The organism is Acinetobacter sp. P1(2023) (assembly GCF_028367635.1).
GTDB classification, from domain to species: Bacteria; Pseudomonadota; Gammaproteobacteria; order Pseudomonadales; family Moraxellaceae; genus Acinetobacter; species Acinetobacter pittii_E.
In genome coordinates, this window is sequence record NZ_JAQNDD010000009.1 from 119,604 (window position 1) to 139,529 (window position 19,926).

19 protein-coding genes and 1 pseudogene are annotated in these 19,926 nt (G+C 39.3%); 9 read left to right on the forward strand and 11 right to left on the reverse strand.

Annotated features, from left to right (window positions below; all coding sequences use genetic code 11):
- Nucleotides 1–288 (forward strand): STAS domain-containing protein, encoded by a 288-nt coding sequence (locus POD11_RS13805; RefSeq protein ID WP_016142960.1) that lies wholly within the window; start codon nt 1–3, stop codon nt 286–288.
- A 73-nt stretch (nt 289–361) separates the two neighbouring features.
- Here the strand turns inward: POD11_RS13805 and POD11_RS13810 are convergent, their stop codons facing one another.
- Nucleotides 362–1,375, reverse strand: a complete 1,014-nt coding sequence (locus POD11_RS13810) for a magnesium and cobalt transport protein CorA (RefSeq protein ID WP_016142961.1) — start codon at nt 1,373–1,375, stop codon at nt 362–364.
- Nucleotides 1,376–1,533: 158 nt separating this feature from the next.
- Between POD11_RS13810 and POD11_RS13815 the strand changes: the two genes are divergently transcribed.
- On the forward strand, nt 1,534–2,115 hold the full coding sequence (locus tag POD11_RS13815) for a TIGR00730 family Rossman fold protein (RefSeq protein ID WP_025470442.1): 582 nt from the start codon (nt 1,534–1,536) through the stop codon (nt 2,113–2,115).
- Nucleotides 2,116–2,129: 14 nt separating this feature from the next.
- Entirely contained in the window at nt 2,130–2,531 is a 402-nt protein-coding gene (locus POD11_RS13820; protein WP_262457552.1) for an NUDIX hydrolase, read from the forward strand.
- 1 nt (nt 2,532) lies between these two features.
- Here the strand turns inward: POD11_RS13820 and POD11_RS13825 are convergent, their stop codons facing one another.
- Together POD11_RS13825 and recG are read right to left on the reverse strand one after the other, a co-directional pair.
- Nucleotides 2,533–3,162, reverse strand: coding sequence for a ComF family protein (locus tag POD11_RS13825; RefSeq protein WP_262457553.1), 630 nt, complete (start codon nt 3,160–3,162; stop codon nt 2,533–2,535).
- Nucleotides 3,155–5,200, reverse strand: coding sequence for an ATP-dependent DNA helicase RecG (gene recG, locus POD11_RS13830; protein WP_262457554.1), 2,046 nt, complete (start codon nt 5,198–5,200; stop codon nt 3,155–3,157). Before recG ends, POD11_RS13825 begins: the two co-directional genes overlap by 8 nt.
- A gap of 20 nt (nt 5,201–5,220) precedes the next feature.
- On the opposite strand from recG, the gene POD11_RS13835 reads away from it, so the two are divergent.
- Both POD11_RS13835 and POD11_RS13840 read left to right on the forward strand, forming a co-directional pair.
- The gene (locus POD11_RS13835; RefSeq protein WP_262457555.1) at nt 5,221–6,036 is read left to right on the forward strand and encodes an SDR family NAD(P)-dependent oxidoreductase; all 816 of its coding nucleotides are present in this window, start codon (nt 5,221–5,223) and stop codon (nt 6,034–6,036) included.
- A gap of 79 nt (nt 6,037–6,115) precedes the next feature.
- Complete coding sequence (locus tag POD11_RS13840) at nt 6,116–7,099, forward strand: putative solute-binding protein (RefSeq protein WP_262457557.1); 984 nt, start codon at nt 6,116–6,118, stop codon at nt 7,097–7,099.
- Between the two features lie 46 nt (nt 7,100–7,145).
- Here POD11_RS13840 and plsB read toward each other — a convergent pair whose 3' ends face one another.
- Nucleotides 7,146–9,719 (reverse strand): glycerol-3-phosphate 1-O-acyltransferase PlsB, encoded by a 2,574-nt coding sequence (gene plsB, locus POD11_RS13845; RefSeq protein ID WP_262457559.1) that lies wholly within the window; start codon nt 9,717–9,719, stop codon nt 7,146–7,148.
- A gap of 276 nt (nt 9,720–9,995) precedes the next feature.
- Here plsB and POD11_RS13850 point away from each other — a divergent pair, with 276 nt between their 5' ends.
- Nucleotides 9,996–10,868 (forward strand): acyl-CoA thioesterase, encoded by an 873-nt coding sequence (locus POD11_RS13850; protein WP_262457560.1) that lies wholly within the window; start codon nt 9,996–9,998, stop codon nt 10,866–10,868.
- 110 nt (nt 10,869–10,978) lie between these two features.
- Nucleotides 10,979–12,244, forward strand: a complete 1,266-nt coding sequence (locus tag POD11_RS13855) for a dicarboxylate/amino acid:cation symporter (RefSeq protein ID WP_262457579.1) — start codon at nt 10,979–10,981, stop codon at nt 12,242–12,244.
- Nucleotides 12,245–12,289: 45 nt separating this feature from the next.
- Here the strand turns inward: POD11_RS13855 and POD11_RS13860 are convergent, their stop codons facing one another.
- The 7 genes and pseudogenes from POD11_RS13860 to POD11_RS13890 form a co-directional block, all read right to left on the reverse strand.
- On the reverse strand, nt 12,290–13,240 hold the full coding sequence (locus POD11_RS13860) for a metal-dependent hydrolase (RefSeq protein ID WP_082183844.1): 951 nt from the start codon (nt 13,238–13,240) through the stop codon (nt 12,290–12,292).
- A 124-nt stretch (nt 13,241–13,364) separates the two neighbouring features.
- Entirely contained in the window at nt 13,365–14,141 is a 777-nt protein-coding gene (yihA, locus tag POD11_RS13865) for a ribosome biogenesis GTP-binding protein YihA/YsxC (RefSeq protein ID WP_016142971.1), read from the reverse strand.
- A gap of 100 nt (nt 14,142–14,241) precedes the next feature.
- Nucleotides 14,242–14,679, reverse strand: coding sequence for an RrF2 family transcriptional regulator (locus tag POD11_RS13870; protein WP_262457561.1), 438 nt, complete (start codon nt 14,677–14,679; stop codon nt 14,242–14,244).
- A gap of 88 nt (nt 14,680–14,767) precedes the next feature.
- Nucleotides 14,768–15,532 carry a globin domain-containing protein gene (locus POD11_RS13875; protein WP_224993465.1) on the reverse strand — a complete coding sequence of 255 codons (765 nt, stop codon included), beginning with the start codon at nt 15,530–15,532 and terminating at the stop codon, nt 14,768–14,770.
- 2 nt (nt 15,533–15,534) lie between these two features.
- Nucleotides 15,535–15,647: pseudogene (locus POD11_RS13880) on the reverse strand (hypothetical protein); the annotation flags it as partial.
- A 29-nt stretch (nt 15,648–15,676) separates the two neighbouring features.
- Nucleotides 15,677–17,224: a DUF853 domain-containing protein gene (locus POD11_RS13885; RefSeq protein WP_262457563.1), complete on the reverse strand. Its 1,548-nt coding sequence runs from the start codon at nt 17,222–17,224 to the stop codon at nt 15,677–15,679.
- 43 nt (nt 17,225–17,267) lie between these two features.
- Nucleotides 17,268–18,458 carry a PLP-dependent transferase gene (locus POD11_RS13890; protein ID WP_262457565.1) on the reverse strand — a complete coding sequence of 397 codons (1,191 nt, stop codon included), beginning with the start codon at nt 18,456–18,458 and terminating at the stop codon, nt 17,268–17,270.
- 168 nt (nt 18,459–18,626) lie between these two features.
- Here POD11_RS13890 and POD11_RS13895 point away from each other — a divergent pair, with 168 nt between their 5' ends.
- Together POD11_RS13895 and rpsJ are read left to right on the forward strand one after the other, a co-directional pair.
- Nucleotides 18,627–19,355, forward strand: a complete 729-nt coding sequence (locus tag POD11_RS13895) for a type 1 glutamine amidotransferase (RefSeq protein ID WP_262457566.1) — start codon at nt 18,627–18,629, stop codon at nt 19,353–19,355.
- Nucleotides 19,356–19,607: 252 nt separating this feature from the next.
- Nucleotides 19,608–19,919 (forward strand): 30S ribosomal protein S10, encoded by a 312-nt coding sequence (gene rpsJ, locus POD11_RS13900; protein ID WP_000070912.1) that lies wholly within the window; start codon nt 19,608–19,610, stop codon nt 19,917–19,919.
- Nucleotides 19,920–19,926 lie beyond the last annotated feature (7 nt).

The window sequence follows — 19,926 nt, forward strand, 5'->3', positions numbered from 1 at the left end:
GTGGTTCAGTATCTCAACCAACAATTGGTTGTTTCGGGAAAAATTGATTTTGAAAATGCGGAACAACAGTATCAAGCAGGTTTGGCTATCATAAAGAAGCAGCAAAGCTTCCCTCTAGTGGTAGATTTAACTGAGCTTGAGCATGGTAGTACCTTGGCATTGGCTGTTTTAGTTCAATGGTTACGAGAAACTCCAAAAAATACTGGTTTGCATTTTAAAAATGTACCCGAGAAAATGCTGAAGATCATTCAAGCTTGCCATTTGCAGGAAGATCTGCATCTGATCTGATGTTTAAGATATAAAAAAAGCACCTATATTTAGGTGCTTTTTTATGCTTGAAATTAGCATTTTATTACAAAGCTTAGATCCATTTTTTCCAGCGGAAGTAAATAATTGGACCGATAAAGAAACCCATAATAATGAGTAATACAACGAAGAAACTGGTCGTGCCATGCGCAAAAGGTAATACGTCTGTGTTCATGCCATAAATACTGGCAATGAGCATAGGTGGAGCTAACATACTTGGTAAGATCGAGAATCGACGGATCGTGTCATTCTGTTCGGTATTAATGAATCCGGAAGTCGTATCAAGTAAGAATCGTACTTTTTGGAATAAGAAGGCATCATGTTCTACCAGTGAGCGCACATCCTCACTTAGTTCTCGAATGTCGGCATCATAGATATGACTGCCTAATGCTCGTGGACGAGATAAGAAAGTGAGCACACGTCGTAAATCAATGAGACAGAGTTGTGCTTTTCCTAGCATATCTTCTTGTTGAGCAAGGCGTGTAATCATGTCATCAAGATCTAGAATTTTTTCACGTTGGTGGTTATTTAGAACCTCTGTGGAGTATTTTTCTAAATCTTTGTGGATATCTTCTAAGATATCCGCAAGCTCATCGAGTTTTGCTTCAAGAAGGCCCAATAAAATCCATGTAGGATCTTTATAGTCCATGTCATAGTCATTTCGACGAGCACGTGCACGAAAGGCGCGAAAAGCAACTAACTTTTCCCCGCGCATCGTGAACAGACGGTCCTTATGTAAAATGAAAGCGACCGTTTGCACCATTGCTAAAATGTGTGATGAGTCTTCTGCGTCACCATCTACCTGATAATTTTTATTTTTCGTTAAAAAATAAGTACTGATATGCAAAATACCGTCATCATCACGGTAAAATCGTGCAGAGGATGAAATATCTTCAAGCGACTTTAGTGTTGGTAAGTTTTGGTCATAGGCATCTAATACCCATTGTTGCTCTTCTTGCGAGGGTGCAATAAGATCAAGCCAGACTAATTCGGGATGTAGATCAAATCCACCATTGATGGTGGCATCTTCCAGACTTCCGCGTTCTGTGGCATAAAAGGCTTCAAGCATGTGTCTTTTTTCCTCACGCAGTCTGATGGAAATGGATGGGTGTATTTTAGACAAGGATTTGCCGAAAAACACTTGCCAATACGCTATTTTGCAAAAAAAAACTCTATCGATAGTTTAGTTTGTCAGCATGACAGTTCAATAAAACGGTTTTTTACACTATGAAATCAATTTGTATTTTCTGTGGTTCATCTCTTGGTTCAAACCCAATTTTCCAGCAAATTGCCCAAGCTACAGGCGAGGCTATTGCAAAACAAGGTAAGACCTTGGTTTATGGTGGTGGTCGCTCAGGTCTAATGGGTGTCGTTGCCGATAGTGCCTTACAAGCAGGTGGACAAGTCATTGGCGTGATCCCTCGTGCTTTAGTTGATCGTGAGTTAGCTCATCCGGGCTTAACCAGATTATATGTGGTCGAAAATATGCATGAGCGTAAAACCAAAATGGCGGATCTTTCAGATGGCTTTATTGCTTTGCCGGGTGGCGCAGGTACATTGGAAGAAATCTTTGAACAATGGACATGGGCGCAATTAGGGATTCATCAAAAGCCATGTGCTTTCTTAAATGTAGCGGGTTTTTATGAAGATTTACTTAAAATGATCCAAGGAACGGTAGATAATGGATTTAGCCAAGCACGGTTCGTTGATAAATTGATCGCATCAGACAACATTGAAGATATTCTTCAACAGTTTGAGCAATATCAGGCTCCTGCTCCAAAATGGACAAATGCAGATGTTCAACCATAAATGAGGTTAAATAGGTGAAAACAATCACGGTCGCTGCCGCAGTGATCTTAAATGAGCAAAATCAGTTATTGCTCGTAAGAAAGCAAAATACTCAAGCTTTTATGCAAGTGGGTGGCAAGCTGGAACCCAATGAAGCACCAGAGATCACCATACAGCGAGAAATTTTAGAGGAAGTAGGTAGCTCTTGTGTGATTGAGCAATTTATTGGCTATTTCGAAACTGCAGCTGCCAATGAACCAGATCATATTTTAGTGAGTCATTTATATCTAGTTCAGCTCGACCAAGCACCTCAAATTGCGGCTGAAATTGCAGAAATGAAGTGGATAGATTTAAATGATTCAGAAACTCAACTTGCACCATTGACCAAAGAAATTGTCATTCCTTGGTGTGAAGAGTATTTATCTACAGTGCAATAGCCTAATTCTTTAGTGTTGCCGCTAGGCAAGCCATGTGAATAGATGTGCAGCCTAATTGTTGAAGGGCTTGACTGAGCGCATGAATAGAGCTTCCTGTGGTTATCACGTCATCAATAATGAGAACACGGCGATAACGTCGTTTCTCTTTATGATGAGGTATAAATTGTTGTTCTATATTTTCAAAACGTTCTAGTCGAGAAAGACCTTTTTGAGAATGTTCGTTTAAACGTTGAATTGGTTGCCAAACAGGTATTTTTAAGTGTTTGCTTAAAATATTGGCCAGTAATAATGACTGATTGAAACCACGTTCAATTAAACGTTGATTGGAAATAGGCATGGGTACAATAGCTTGTACTTTAGGAAATTTTAATTGTTTTAAAATTTCCGCTAATAAGATTTGATAATGTAATTTCTGTTCATATTTAAACTGCTGAATAATCCGGTTAACTGGATAAGCATAGTCACAGGCCACAAGAACAGATTGATTATTACGTTGAATCGTTTGTTTAAGCCAAGGCAGCTGTTCCCAACAGTCTTTACAAAGTGAATATTTTTCTCGCGTACCTAACTCGCACAATGAGCAAGGTGAAAATAACTGAATAAGATGTTGGACGTTTAAAAAACTAAACATAGGCGTAGCGAGGTGCGTCAGGAAGCCAGCGCTTTAATAGAGCATCTGCCTGTTCTGGGTAATCTTTTAAAACTTGCTGTGCTACATAGTGAGCTTGACTCAGTAAGTGATCATCTCGCTCTAACCGAGCAACTCTAAATCCCATATCCCCAGTTTGTTTAGTCCCTAGTAATTCACCCGGTCCGCGTAACTCTAGATCTTTTTCTGCAATCACAAAGCCATCATTACTTTCTCTTAAAATAGAAAGTCTCTCTTGCCCATTTTGTGAAAGAGGCGTTTTATATAGAAGTACACAAAAGCTGGCTTGAGCGCCTCGACCTACACGACCACGTAATTGGTGTAACTGAGAAAGGCCCAAACGCTCAGCATTTTCAATCACCATAATAGAGGAGTTAGGAACATCGACTCCAACTTCAATAACTGTTGTTGCGATAAGAAGTTGTAATTCATTATTTTTAAATGCTTGCATAACGGCTTGCTTTTCATCAGCTTTCATTTTGCCATGCACTAAACCAATATTAAGTTCAGGAAAGCGTTCTTTCATTTCCTGATAGGTGGCTTCTGCTGCTTGAGCATCTAAAGTCTCAGACTGTTCAACCAGTGTGCATACCCAATACGCCTGTTTCCCATCTCTGCAATTTGAAGCAATACGTTGCAGTACTTCTTCTCGACGATCAAGAGGAATGGTAACCGTTTGAATTGGAGTACGGCCCGGAGGCAACTCATCAATTATTGACGTGTCCAAATCACCATATGCACTCATTGCTAGAGTTCTTGGAATGGGAGTGGCCGTCATTACGAGTTGATGTGGAGTGAACTGCTCAGCACCTTTATTACGTAGAGCTAAACGCTGATCTACACCAAAGCGATGTTGTTCATCAATAATCACGAGTCCTAATTTGGCAAAACCAACATTGTCTTGAAATAAGGCATGGGTACCTACAATAAGTTCTGCGTGACCTTCTTTAATTTGTTGTTCTGCTTGAGCGCGAGCTTTACCTTTTTGTTTACCAGACAACCAGGCTACTGTAACGCCTAATGGTTCAAACCAACGTTTAAAATTCAAATAATGCTGTTCTGCCAGAATTTCAGTAGGAGCCATTAATGCAACCTGCCAATCGGCTTCTAAAGCATGGCACGCGGCCACAGCAGCAACTAAGGTCTTTCCAGCACCTACGTCACCTTGCACTAGGCGTAGCATAGGTTGGTGCTGTTTTAAGTCATTTAAAATTTCTTTAGATACACGTTTTTGTGCATTGGTCATTTGAAAAGGTAAAGCTTCTAATAGCTTTTTAGCTAATATTTTGCTGCTTGAAAAAGCAGGTGATGCAATTTGACGAATATAAGCACGGCGATTAAGTAAACTAATTTGATGTGCAACCAGTTCTTCAAAAATAAGCCGTTGCTGCGCAGGATGAGATCCTTGGGCCAATTGAAGCATATTGGCATCAACGGGAGGCTCATGAATGTAATACAAAGCCTCTTTCAGCGCATAGCCATTGGTATATTGTTTTGGGAGTAACTCTGGTAGGGCATCACTATGATGCTTTAAAGCTTGTTTAACGTATTCGCGTAATTTAGGCTGAGTCAGCCCATCCGTACTTGGATAAATTGCTGTCAGTTGAGTTTTGGGTAGAGGTGTATGTTCATGAATGAGCTGAATTTCGGGATGGTACATCTCAAGGCCGCGAGCACCAACACGAACTTCACCAAAAATACGTAAGCGATGACCAGGTTTTATTTTGTCAGTCAGGTTTTTATAAATATGATAAAAGCGTAAGGTGACTTTACCAAATTCATCTTGCACCAAGGCTGCCATGGATTTTCTTTTTCCCGGAGGAAAGTCAATTGATTTGACTTCACCTTCGAGCAAATAGCTCCGACCAACCACAAGTTGATTCATTGGAATAATCGTACTTCGGTCTTCATAATCACGTGGCAGATGAAACAGTAAATCATCTGTGGTAAAAATATTTAGTTTTTCGAGCAGGGCTGCTGAAGCCGATCCAACGCCTTGTAACTGATGGACTGAAGTCATGTCCCCTCAACGAGTTTTCTATGCATATATTATTTATCGGTTATGGTAAAACATCTCAGCGTGTTGCTAAACAACTATTTGAGAAAGAACATCAAATTACCACAATCAGCCGTAGTGTAAAAACGGATAGTTACGCAACACATCTTGTCCAAGATATTTTTTCGCTCGATTTAAGTAAAATTGAACCTGTAGATATTGTATATATCTTGCTTTCTCCAAACGAGAGTACGGTTGAGGGCTACCAGCACACTTATGTAGATAGTATTGAACCGATTCGAGAAGCATTAAAAATACATCCGATAAAAAAAATAATCGTTGTTTCGTCGACACGGGTTTATGGTGAAAAGGCGGGGGAGATCATTGATGATTTTAGTGAAATTCATCCAAGTGATGAACAAGGCCATGTATTACGTAATATGGAACTACTCTGGCAGAAACATTATCCAGCGCAATGTGTAATTGTTCGCCCTACTGGTATTTATGGAACTTCTATTGCCCGTTTAAAGAAAATGGCTGAAAATAGTCGAAGTTATCCAAACATACATTATAGCAATCGAATACATATTGATGATTTAGCAAGATTTTTAGCTTTTATGGCTGACTACGAAACTCATCAAGCGAGCTATATTGTGACGAATAACCAGCCATTACCATTACATGAGGTTATAGTCTGGTTTCAAAAACAATTAGGATTGCCAGAGTTAACTTTGGAATCAAGCCAAATTTCAGGTAAAAGAATTTATGCGAAACATTTGCCAGCAACGGGTTTTCAGTTAGAGCATCCAATTTGCTTTAATGACTATTTATTATGTTTAAATGTTCATGGTACTAAATAAAATTTTGATTAAACTTTAAATAAGAACAGAAATACCTGATGAGGCAGTCAAATTGCCGATAAAGATAAAAAGGTTGAAAGTGAAAAAAATTTGTTTAGCTCTGATTTTGAGCGTAGTAGCTGTTGCGAGTTGGGCTGAGGATCAGGTGTGGTGCGCATATGATCCTATTGGGTCCCAAGGGGATATTACTCGCCGTTTAAATGACATTCGGCTATATGCCCAGCAATATCAAGTCAAATTTAAAGTAGTTACCTATCAAAAAGAACAGCAGGCAATACAAGCTTTTGATGGTGGGAAATGTTCAGGTCTAGCTGCATCCAATTTCAATACTTATCATTATAACCAGTTTATGGGGAGTACCGCGGGTATAGGACTAATTCCTAATAATCGTACAGCTAAAAGCTTCTTGCAGCTTTTAAATCACCCTACAATTGAGAAAAGACTGGTTTCTAAGGACTATGAAGCTGTAGGAATGATTCCTATTGGAACTGCTTACATGGTTCTAAAAAATAAGAACCTCTCTAGAGTCGCTCAATTAAGAAATCAACGTATTGGTGTGCTACCCAATAATCCACCGCAACAAGCATTGGTACGAAGTGTAGGTGCTCGGCCAGTTTATGTTGATTTATCTAACGCGATTGTGCAGTTTAAGCAAAATAAAATCGATATTGTTCCTGCTCCTGTGTATGGCTTATTACCATATAACTTACAAAAAGAATTTGGACCAGATACTCAAGTTATCAATTTTCCTTTGGCATATTTTGGGGTTAATTTAATTATTAAACCGCAAGCTTATCCTGCTAATTTTGGCCGAAAAATTCGGGGATGGTTTGTTCATAATAGCCAATTGCTAACCAACCGTGCAACACAATGGGAAAATCATTTACCTGCTTATTATTGGGTGGATGTCTCTTTTTATGAAAAACAAAGTTATGACGTGATGGTTGCCAAAATACGTAATCAGTACGTCCTTTCAGGTTACTACGATGCTTATTTTGTTCAACTTATGAAACGTTTGCGTTGTATGGATGATCCACGTTATTTTGAATGTCCAATTCGCTAATAAAATAAAAGGCAACCGAGGTTGCCTTTTATTTTGTCTGAAGACTTTAAGCTTTTTTACGTTTTAAGCGACGTTTAGCTTGTTGAGAGGCCATTGCTTCAAGAGCATCTTTTAATTCTTCGTCAGTAAATGTGGTAATGTGCTGTAACATTTGTAAGGTTACTTCATCAAGCACTAACTGTGCGCCAGCAGCCATTTGACGGAAGTTATCATCAAACTCAATTTGGCCTTGATCGTTAGTACGAATGTAATTTTGCTGTGTAAGTACTTTTAAGAAGCTTTGGAATAAAGCTTTGTCGAAGAACTCTGGCGAATTAAATTCATATAAAACTGACAAACGTTGTCCGAGTAGATGACTTAACTCTTCAACTTGTTTCGCAGAAATATTCCCCGAACCGCGTTGAGTAATGAGCGCAAGCGTCATGTAGTAACGCTCAAGACTTTGCTTAACAGGAGTAGCTAAAACAACAAGCTGATTATGTTCTTCTGTATTTGGTGCAGAGCTAATCAGGTTACCTTCATCGTCTTGTTGGATAAGGTTAGATTGAACTAATGCATCAGCATATTGCTCAATTTGTGCCTTAAGCTCGCTACTCTTCCATTTAAGGAATAACTCAGCTTTCAAGAATGGATAGAGCGTATAGATGACATTGGTTAAATCTGAACGACTGATTTTTCCATTATGTTCAACAAGTGAAGCCACCAATGATGGTAAAACAAAGGCGTGCAAAATGTTATTGCGGAAGTAAGTCAAAAGAACGGCTTGATTATCTTCAATCGCAATAATATCGCCAAGCGCATGCTGAACTCGTTTGATAAGTTTAAGCTTTAAACCATACGCGATAATTTCTTTACCAGAAAGTGGCGTTACTTCCATACGTTGGTCATATGGGAAGTTTGATGCCAAGTTACGATAAGCCTCTAGTTGCTTAATACAAATTTCTTCATCAAGCGTATGCTTTGGAGTTGCAAGCAAAATAATAGAAAGTAAAGAGACAGGGTTAATGACCACCGCTCGGTTAATATTTTCTAAAATTGCGTGTGCAGAGCTATTTACCGCATCTGAAACAGCTTGAGGGATTGGGTCGTCATTTTTCTCGATGTAAACGTTTTCTGCATTATGTTGCTTAAGCAGATCATCAAGGAAAACGGGTTCACCAAAGTTCACATGGACTTTACCAAAGATACGTTCAATTTTTCGTAAGGTTTTCACAATACCAAAAATAGATTCGGCTTCTTTTGGCTTACCTTGCATTTCACCTACGTAAGTTGAGCCTTCCATGAGTCGTTCATAACCAATATATGTTGGTAAGAAAACGATTGGTTTAGCACGACCACGTAAATGGCTGTGAACTGTCATGGCAAGCATACCGGTTTTAGGCGGTAATAGGCGTCCTGTACGTGAACGTCCACCTTCAATAAAGTATTCAAGTGGGGTATTACGTGACAAGATGCTATATAAGTATTCTTTAAATACAGTGGTGTATAGACCATTACCGCGGAAAGAACGGCGAATAAAGAATGCACCGCCTCCACGTAAAAGCTGCCCAACAAATGGTAAGTTTAAGTTATCACCCGCAGCAATATACGGAACCATTAAACCACGTTTATAGATCACATATGACAATAATAAATAATCAATGTGACTGCGGTGGCAAGGTGTATAGACAACTTCATAGTCTTTTGCCAGCTCACGAACCGTACTAAAGTTATGTACTTCTACGCCGTCATAAAGCTGAGTCCATAAGCGAGTTAAGGCAAGGTCAGCAAAGCGCACTGCTGAATGTGAATAATCCGATACGATTTCATTCACATAACCAATCGCACGGCGTTCCGCTTCAAGCATGCTCACTTTTCCGCGAATACTTTCACGGCGGATTGCTTCTTGAACATCACGAGATTTTACGACTGACTGCATGACATTACGGCGATCCGATAAATCGGGACCTAGCACCACTTCACGCTGACGGTCTAAATAATCATTTAACGTACTTACAATATAAGTTGCTGGTGAAAGATTTGGATAATGCTGCTGGGCATATTCAACCAATTCACGTAGCGATTGCGGTTCATGAAACTCTAAATAAGACTGACGACCATGCAAACCAATATTAACCAACTGCTTAACTGTGCTTGGCGTTGCCCATGTGTCGGAAAATAATAATTTAAACCAAGAATCTTCTTTATCTGGCGAACGGCCCCATAAAACTGTAACCGGAACAAGTTCTATATCAAGTTCAGGATTTTCTTGTAAAACTTCAATCAGTTTTATTAAGCGTGGTGGAAAAGCATGAGGAGGCGGATTCAGTAAATTATTTTCATCATTGTGCTGTAAAAATAAAACTGATGCTTTTTCCTGATGAGTGCCAACAACTAATGGATCTAACGCAGGTTTTAAATTTAAACGACGCGTTTCTCCATCAACCACTAAAGCATTGCTTCTAGAATGGTTTTGCAAGACATAGCAAACCACTTTTTTGCGCTCAGTCTTTGCTTCTGTTTCTGTTGTTTCTGATACTGGTTCAGTAGGAACTTCCCCAAGAACATGTGGTGTTACCACGAGGTCAAGTAGTTTACTCGAAAGCCGACGATACATTTGACCAAACCCACTCTTGGACATAAGAACTCCTACTTCTTAAAGATAAATCCCAGCACCAAATGCAGAGGGTAATTATTTTGCGGCATTTATTAAAAAAAACAATATGCTACTTTCTTATAAATTATAATGCTTTTGGCATATTTTATCGTTAAAAATCGTATTTTTAGCTGTTATATGAGCAATGTTCGTCAGAAGTTGACTGATTGTTCCATGTTCAAATAGTTTTTTATGGCACAATAGATTCTACACATCTGTACTTTAATACGATTTTTTACCTGAAATATGAAGGTATCTCTCATGAATGCGTTAACCCAAGAACTTGTCGATCTTCTCACTTTAGAAAAGCTAGAAGAAAATATTTACCGTGGCATAAGCCGTAATCTTGTCGGTAAACGTGTCTTTGGTGGACAGGTTTTGGGTCAGGCTTTACGTGCGGCATCTTATACAACCGATCGTCCCGCGCATTCTTTACATGCATATTTTTTATATGGTGGTGATATTAATGCCCCAATTATCTATGAAGTAGACCGTTTACGTGATGGGAAGAGTTTCGTAAGCCGTCAGGTTCGTGCAGTTCAGCATGGGCGAGTTATATTTTCGGCGATGGTTTCTTTTGCTAATCCAGAAGAAGGACTGAATTATCAACATCAAGAACCAGAGTACCCTGCACCAGAGACTCTTAAATCTGAAAATGAACTCAAAGAAGGTATTCTAAACTTTGTACCGGAAAATGTTCGTGCTAGCTTTATGCGTGAGCGTCACGTAGAAATTCGCCCAATTGATCCGGTAAATCCGTTTCAACCGCAACCTGAAGCTCCTTATAATGCGCACTATATCCGCACACATGACCGTATTCCAAAACAATTAGATGATATCGCTCTGCATCAAGCGATTGTTGCGTTTTATTCAGACTTTACCTTAATGACAACGGCTTTAAGACCGCATGGGCTCAGCTATATTTCTCCAAGTTTGCAGTGTGCAAGTATTGATCATGCAATTTATTTCCATCGTCCGCTACGCGCTGATGAATGGATGCTTTACGATATGGAAGCAACAGTCAGTGCAGCCTCTCGCGGTTTAAACTTTGGCCGTATGTGGCAAAACGGCCAACTTGTTTGCAGTACTGTGCAAGAGGGTTTAATTCGTTTGCGGGAAATTGAAACCCAATAAACTCATTTATAAAGCCATCTCATCAGATGGCTTTTTTTATTTTTAATTGAAACGATGTGACAAAAAATTGCTCGTATGAAAAGCAAGCTCATGTCATATTTGCAAAAGGATTGCCAACTGAAAAAAATAATGCTGATATGAACTTAAACACACAAATTCTTATTGCTGCCATTTTAGGCTTAGCCTTTGGTTTCTTATTAACGTTGTATCCCGATACTGCGTTTGTAAAACATAGTTTATATGGGCTAGGCATATTAAGTAGTGTCTTTATTGGGCTGCTTAAAATGTTGTTGGTACCTTTGATTTTTAGCTCGATTGTTGTGGGTGTCTCTAATTTGCAGGCAGGTGGCCAGCTAGGTCCAGTCTGGAAAATTACCTTTTTATGTTGTTTGACCACAACAACGTTGGCTTTAATTTTAGGTATAAGTTGTGCTCATCTATTTGAAGTAGGGCGCGGTATAGATATTTCTATTTTCCAAACGTCTATGCAAAATTATCAGGCGCCCGACAGTTTAAACCCTGCAAGTTTTTTTACCAATTTTATTCAAAATACATTAATCAACCCATTTAAAGCGTTTAGTGACGGTAACGTTTTAGCGGTTGTGGTGTTTGCACTATTTGTTGGTGTTGCGCTAGTCCATGGCGGTGAGCGTTTCAAAAGTATTCGCGTATTGAGTCATCAGTTTTTTGAAATGATGATGATGTTAGTCGGCTGGGTGATGAAGCTAGCGCCTTTAGGTATTTTTGCTCTATTGGCAAAGTTAATGGCGACGGAAGATATTTCGGTATTAAGTCGTTTGGCTGAGTTTGCTATTGTCGTAACGGGGACTACCATTTTTCATGGCGCTGTTGTTTTACCGCTACTACTTTGGATTTTTGGTCGTATGAGTCCTTGGACTTTTTTCAAAGGAACACGTACAGCGCTGATCACTGCATTTGCCACCAGTTCTAGCTCTGCCACGATGCCGCTTAGTATGAAATGCGCACAAGAAAACTTAGGTGTGCGCCCTCAAACAGCGGGCTTTGTGATTCCTTTAGGTACGCAGCTTAATATGGATGGTACTGCACTATATGAAGCGGCAGCTGCACTCTTTGTGGCAAATTTAGTGGGACTGGATTTAAACCTGACACAACAAATTATTGTGTGCTTAACAGCAATGATTGCATCGCTCGGTGCACCGGGAATTCCGAGTGCGGGTATGGTCACCATGATTATGGTTTTACAGTCTGTAGGTTTGCCGGCTGAAGCAATTGCAATTTTACTTCCGATTGATCGTCTATTAGATACTGTAAGAACAGTGGTCAATGTGCAAGGCGATATGATGATTAGTGTCGTTGTAGATCGTTATACAAAAGATAAAGATATCAGTGTCTAATCTCCTATATAAAAAAGCAGGATTTAAAATCCTGCTTTTTTGTTTTTAAGCGGCTTGAAGCTCAGCTCTTTTTGCTGCTGGAGATTGAGATAAATAACTTACCGCATCTTCAGTGCTGCCTTCTTTAACTGGATCATACCAAGGCATGAGGTAATCAATTTGTTGGGCAATCAGCCAAAATGGATTTGGTAGCACTTGGTTATCTTTGCGACTAATCTTAAGCCATTCTACAGCCACCCATACTGGGAAAAATCTGGATTTAGCTGCATCAGCAAAACGTGGATCTTGTTTCATAATATGTGCAGCGCCATCTACCCATAATCCAAGTACCAGTACAATCACTGCAAGACTTAAATAGTAGCGTGGAATATAGCCACCACCAAGATGGCGATATAAATCAAAAGCAACGGTACGGTGTTCAATTTCTTCTGAACCATGCCATTTAACTAGATCGACCATTTCAGGGTCAGCGCCTAACTCTTCCCAACGCTTATTATAGAGTGCATATTTTCCTAATACACAAGTCATATGTTCGACAGTTGCAATAACGCCTAAACGGAAAAGATCCCATTGTTCTTGTAGAAATTGAGGGACTTCTTTATCAAAGGGTTTATCTGCTAAGGCGGTCGTAAATAGATAATTCATAATGTCCAGATTTCGCTGGATATCAATATTACGCGCACTTAAATATTCTTTATTGGCAGAAGTATGCGCATTGGCATGCATAGCTTCTTGGCGGATAAATGCTTGTACATCCTGTTTAAGCTTTTCGTCTTTAATTTGCGGTAAAACTTTATTGTACAAACGGCAAAACCAGAATTCTCCGGCAGGTAAAATATTATTAATTTCATTAATAAAATAACTTGCGAAAGGCTGATTTGGAATCCAGTCAACAGGGGTATCTTTCCAGTCAAATTTTACTTTACGTGGAAGAATTTTATAGTCAATAGAAGAACCTAAAGCCTTGTTCTTCAAAAAAGATAACAATTTCATCATTTAGTCCTGATTTTTAACTCGATGAAGTTATAACGAGTATAAAAAAAGCCCCTACATTTGTGTTTAGCAATAGGGGCCAATTTGAATATAAATTTAATGAAGAAATTGTATCTGCTATGACAATTTAACTTTCAGCGTCTTCATCGGTGGCTTCAGGAATCGCATCGACATCAAATTCTGGTTCTTGATCAAGCGTAAAATGTAGTCGTCCAGCCATAACACTTGCTAGCTCTTCTAAACCTAATTTATTAAGTGATGAGAAAAGTTGAATCGAGAAATCAAGCTTCATTTTTTTCAGCTGCTGCTTAACTTCTAATAGCACTTTGTTTGCTGGACCACGATTAAGTTTGTCTGCTTTTGTTAGAAGGATATGAACAAAAAGATGACGTGAATAAGCCCACTCTAGCATCATCATGTCGAAGTGCTGTAAAGGATGGCGAATATCCATCAGTAATACTAAGCCTTGTAAGCTTTTACGATGAATGAGATAGTTCTCTAATTCTTTTTGCCATACTCGTTTCATATCTTCAGGTACAGCTGCATAGCCATAGCCAGGAAGGTCGACTAAACGTTGATCAGGATTACCTAGGCTGAAGAAGTTAATCATCTGTGTACGGCCTGGTTTTTTTGAGGCACGTGCGAGTTGTTTTTTGTTGGTCAATGCATTAATAGCACTAGATTTACCAGCATTTGAGCGCCCTGCAAAAGCAATCTCGTAGCCACTATCTTCAACACAAAGTGCCAATTTAGGAGCACTCATTAAAAATTCAGCTTGGCGTAACCAGTTTAGTGATTGCACGGCATATTCCGTGATCGCTGGGTCTGGTTTCTTTTCATAGCTGATCTTTTGCTTTGGTGCGAGTCTGGCTTTGGTGTCTTTCGATTTTTCACTACGACGCATAAAAAATAACTTTTTAAATGAGAGGGCTCGCGCCTAGTATAAAGGAGCTTGGGTATTCTTGCTAATTTTCAATAAATCAACTTATGAAAATTAATCCAAGTTAGATTTCTAAAAAGGCAATAGGGGAGTGAGCAGGAGTAGATTTTGAGTGCTGTAAAACTTCTCCGAGTGTGTATTGGTCTAGGCTTTGATAAAAGCTCTCTAGAGCTTGATCTAAAATACCTTTTAAACCACAGTGACTGCGTAATACACAAGGGGGCGTATTGCACTCAACGATTTGATTATCACCCTGTAATATTCGAACAATTGAACCTAAATTTGAGTTAAGTGCATCTGGGTTTAAGCGTATTCCACCACCTTTTCCACGAATGGTAATAATCCATTCTTGTTTGCCCATAAAGTGAACAACTTTAACCAGATGGTTTTGTGAAACATGCAAATCTTTCGCGATTTCTGCAATCGTGTAGGGTGCATCACTTGGGCGTGCAACATACATTAATATTCGTAATGCATAATCGGTAAATTTATTAAGCTGCATGATCACCAAAAATGGAAGAGAATAAAAAGGATGATCATCTTAGCCTGAAAGCTTAAATAAGAAAACTTTCAGGCAAGAGGTTTTTACATTACAGCGTTAAAGGAGCTGAAACCTGTACTTGATCACCCACTCTATAATGCTCAAGCAAGATGTTCGAAACTGAAAATTCAGTATGGTTTTCTTCAGGCTGAACATCGAAGTGATATGAGTTATTTTCTTGAGCTTCTGTAAATTTAAAAGCTTTCGGTTGTTCAAGCTGTTGCTCAGGAACTTGTACTTTAACCGAAATAAAAGCATTGGCTGGACCAGTTAATACGTCCTCATGGTCAGTTGCTTTTAAAGTAAAACGTTTGCCAGATTCAAGAGGATCAATTTGTGTAATCTCAAATGAGCGCCAGCCAGCCCATCCACCCTTTAAGCTCTCAAGTTGTTCATACTTTTGTTTTTCAACGCCAATCAAGATATCTGCCAATTGTAGATAAGCTTGCTTCCACGCTTCGATAAGCTCTGATTCAAATGGCACGTTAAGTACTTCACTAATTGAATGAAGTAGGTTGTCACCAACAATTGCATATTGATCAGGCTGAATATCCAAGCTCACATGTTTAGTAGTGATACGTTCAACAGCTTTAGCTAGAACAGTAGGGTTCTCAATGTTTTCTGCATAAGCAAGAACCGCAGCTGCAAGCGCACGCGGCTGACGTAAGCTAGTTTGGTCATCTAAGTTAAAAACATTTTTTAATTCGGGATTGTTATTAAGCATACGCTTATAAAAGTATGTAGTCAGCGTAACGCCGTGTTCACGTAAAACCGGTACAGTAGATTTAACAAGTTCAATTTGTTGTGGAGTCATGGCTAGACCTTATTTATCTGGCTATATAAGATGTATTTAAAATACATCTTTAAAAAAGTAATGGCAATAGCTTTTCGAGAAAAACCATAAAAAAATTAGGGGATATAAAATCCCCTTAAGTTAACATTATGTTATTAAATGTTTTTATTTACCAAATAAAGAACCAAGTAGGCCTCGTACGAGTTTTTGGCCTGTACTTCCTCCTAAACTGCGTGCTGCACTTTTTGCAAAAGTTCCAACAATGTCTTGGGTCAGCTTGGCTCTTTCACGTGCTGCTCGTTCTTCTTCTTTTAATTGTTCACGTGCCAATCTTTCTTGCTCTTTAACTTGTTGTTTGGCTAAAGTTTCTTGTTCTTTTGCTTGTTGTTTAGCAATTTCGGCATTTTGTTGTTGCTGTTCGCGTTCAGCAACTTTATTTTGTAGCATTTCATAGGCACTATCACGATCTACAGCTTGTTCATATACACCAGCAATAATACTTTGCGAGATTAGCGTTTGGCGCTCTTCGGGAGTGATTGGTGTAAATGCAGAGTACGGAGGCATGACCCAACCGCGTTCTACAATTTGTGGAGTACCTTGCTCATCTAGGCAGCTAATGAGTGCCTCACCAACACCAAGTTCTGTAATTACTTCATCAACTTTAAAGTTTGGATTAGCTCGGAAAGTATCTGCTGCAGTTTTTACCGCTTTTTGATCTTTAGGGGTAAATGCACGTAAGGCATGTTGAACGCGATTACCAAGTTGACCCAGAACACTTTCAGGTAAATCGAGTGGATTTTGGGTAATGAAATAGATACCTACTCCTTTAGAGCGGATTAAACGTACAACTTGTTCAATCTTGTCTTGGAGTGCTTGGCTGGCATTATCAAATAATAAGTGAGCTTCATCAAAGAAAAATACGAGTTTAGGTTTATCCATGTCACCGACTTCTGGAAGCTGTTCAAATAACTCTGAAAGCATCCATAAAAGGAAAGTGGCATATAGTTTGGGTGTATTCATGAGCTTGTCAGCCGCAAGAATGTTAATGTAGCCATGCCCATTTGCATCAGTTTGAATAAAATCTAAAATATTTAAAGCAGGTTCGCCGAAAAATTGCTCTCCACCTTGATCGGCAAGGGCTAGTAAATTGCGCTGAATAGCGCCTAGGCTTGCTGGAGATAAATTGCCATATTCAGCTTTAAACTCGGCTGCATGTTCGCTAACAAACGTAATCATGGCTTTTAAATCTTTAAAGTCGACTAATAGTAGACCTTGGTCATCTGCAATGCGGAATACAGCAGAGAGCACACCTTCTTGAGTATCGTTTAAATTGAGCATGCGAGCCAATAAAATTGGCCCAATTTCAGAAATAGTAGTTCGGATAGGATGGCCTTGCTGACCAAATAAATCCCAAAAAACAACTGGATTAGCTGCGAAAGGAACGCTATCAATTTGTAAAAGCTTTAGACGTTCATTAAATTTATCAGAAGCTTCACCAGCTTTTGCGAGACTCGAAACATCGCCTTTAGCATCGGCAAGAAATACCGGTACACCAATTCGAGAGAAACTCTCTGCTAGAACTTTTAACGTAACTGTTTTACCTGTACCCGTGGCACCGGCAATAAGTCCATGGCGGTTAGCAAACTGGGAAAGTAAAACAATTTCTTTGGATGTGTCATTAATATTTTTAGCAATAACAATCGGTGTACCCATATATTTTTATCCTGTGGTTCGAGTCACTATGATCTTGTCGTTTTTACAGTTGTTTCAGTGCGTTTTCGATATCTTGTATTAAATCTTGCGGATCTTCTAGTCCTATACAGAATCGAACCAATAATCCTTGTTGTAAATGTGTATTTTCAAGTTTTCGCATCATTTTTAAATCATAAAGCATAATCAGGCTAACAGGTCCTCCCCAGCTAAACCCGAGCTTAAATAAAGCCAATGCATCGCAGAAGCGACGTACTGCTTTAATGTCATATTCAGGTTTAAAAATGACACTGACTAAGCCAGCACTTTGACCATCTGTGCAGATTTCTTGCCAGTACTTATGGCCTGGGGCGTTCTCATCGCTTGGATGTAGAACTTGTGCAAATTGAGGTTGATTCTTTAGCCATTTAAGTAGAGTGTGAGCATTGGTTGACTGTTTTTCATAGCGTAAAGACATATGAGCTAGGCTACGTTGAATCTGAGCTGCATCGTCTCCCGAAACTGCAATACCTAAAATGGCATGCGTACGGAATAGGCGGTGATGCAGTTTTTCATCACGAGTTACAATGCTGCCCATTAAGATGTCACCCCCACCGCTCGGATATTTGGTGAGTGCATGTATAGTTAAGTCGACTGACAGATGCTCATCAGAAAAATTAAAAGCATTAAATGCAAGCCCAGCTCCCCAAGTGTTATCTAGGGCTGTTAAAACACCATGTTCTTTAGCTTTTTTGACTAGATTTTTAAGATCGGGGAATTCTAGGGTAACGGAGCCCGCAGCCTCTAGCCATAGCAGTTTGCTTCTGTCGGTTGGCTGAAAGCTTGATGCATCAATTGGGTTATATACTTTAACGATAATCCCATATTGATCTTGTAGGTAATTTAGATGTTCGAGATTAGGTCCATAAATATTGTCTGGAACCCATACTTCATCATTGGTACTTAAAAAAGCTGAGTTCACAATATTAATTGCTGATAAACCGCTCGGTGCGAGTAAACAATGCAACCCACCTTCAATTTGCGCAATATTGTCGCCTAAAGTGAAGGTAGTAGGGGTGCCATGGGTTCCATAACTATAGTCATAAGGGTCAGTCCAATGACGATCAAAAAGGTGCGAAGTTGATTTAAAAATAATAGTTGATGCGCGAAATAAGGGAGGTTGCACTGTTTCAATGAATTGCGGAGCCTTTCTTGGGGCATGAATGAGGCGAGTTTGAAAATCGTTATGCTTTTTCATAGTGCGTTGTGTGTTAAATGATAAAGTTAGATTAAGAGAAATTTAAACTCTTCGCTAGATTTATAAAGTTTTGTAAGACGTTTCGTTACAGTAGACCCATAAAACAAAAACTTGGCTTTATTTTTGCAAAGACCACTACAACATTCTAACAACAATAGGTTTAAGCGCATGAAGTCGCATTTAAGAGTTCATTATTTTCAACATATCGCAGGTGAAGGCTTTGGGAGTTGTTATTCATTTTTAAAAGCTCACCATGCGACTATTAGTTCTACGGAATTTTTTGCACTTCCGGTCGATCGGTCACTTGAAATAGAAGCTTTGCCTCAAATAGACGAGGTTGATTTGTTACTCGTCATGGGTGGTACCATGAGTGTAAATGATGAAGCAAATTATCCATGGCTTAAGATAGAAAAAAGATGGTTACGTCGATATTTAGCAGCAGGAAAGCCTGCTATAGGACTTTGCTTGGGCGGGCAGCTAATCGCTAATGCATTAGGGGCAGCCGTCAGCCGTAATCGCTATCAGGAACTTGGATGGTCGATAGTTCAGAGAGTTGCTAATTTACCTCAAGACAGCTTTCCATTGCCTGAAAAAATAAAGGTGATGCAGTGGCACAGTGAAACATTTGAAATACCTAAAGGCGCTATACACTTGGCTGAAAGTACAGCTTGTCGTAATCAAATGTACCAGATTGGAAAGAATGTATTGGGCTTTCAATTTCATCCGGAAATGACACCAGCGACTTTAGAACTCTTGCTTGAAAATGAAGAGGAGCTATCAATTTTTAATGGAGAATATGTTCAATCTCCGAGAGAACTACAATATTCGGAAGCGCAAAAATTTGAACAAGGCAATCAACTCTTAAATAAAGCAATTGAATTTGTCATAAATGCATAGATGAGTTGTCAATGCTCAGTTAAAGCAGGTTTTGAGCAAAAAATAGAAAAAGAGAATTGCATAAGACTTAAACAATCGTTATAATGGGCGACCCTCAAAAGGAGGGGCATTTACTGCGAAGAAAGTAGTAAATGTGCATTACAGTCGTGGCATCGATCATGACCTTAGTGATTTTCACTGCCTTTGACACTTACCAATGGGTGAGATGCGTCAAAGGTGATTCTTTATATGTTTGGCTTGGAGTTTACTGGTATGTCTAACCAGAGAATTCGTATCCGTTTGAAGTCTTTTGATCATCGTCTGATTGATCAATCAGCTCAAGAGATCGTAGAAACCGCTAAGCGTACTGGCGCACAAGTTTGTGGTCCAATTCCGATGCCTACTCGCATCGAACGCTTCAACGTTCTTACTTCACCGCACGTTAACAAAGATGCGCGTGATCAGTACGAAATCCGCACCTATAAACGTTTGATCGACATCGTTCAACCTACAGATAAAACTGTTGATGCATTGATGAAATTAGATCTTGCGGCTGGTGTTGATGTTCAGATCGCTTTGGGTTAAGGCTTTC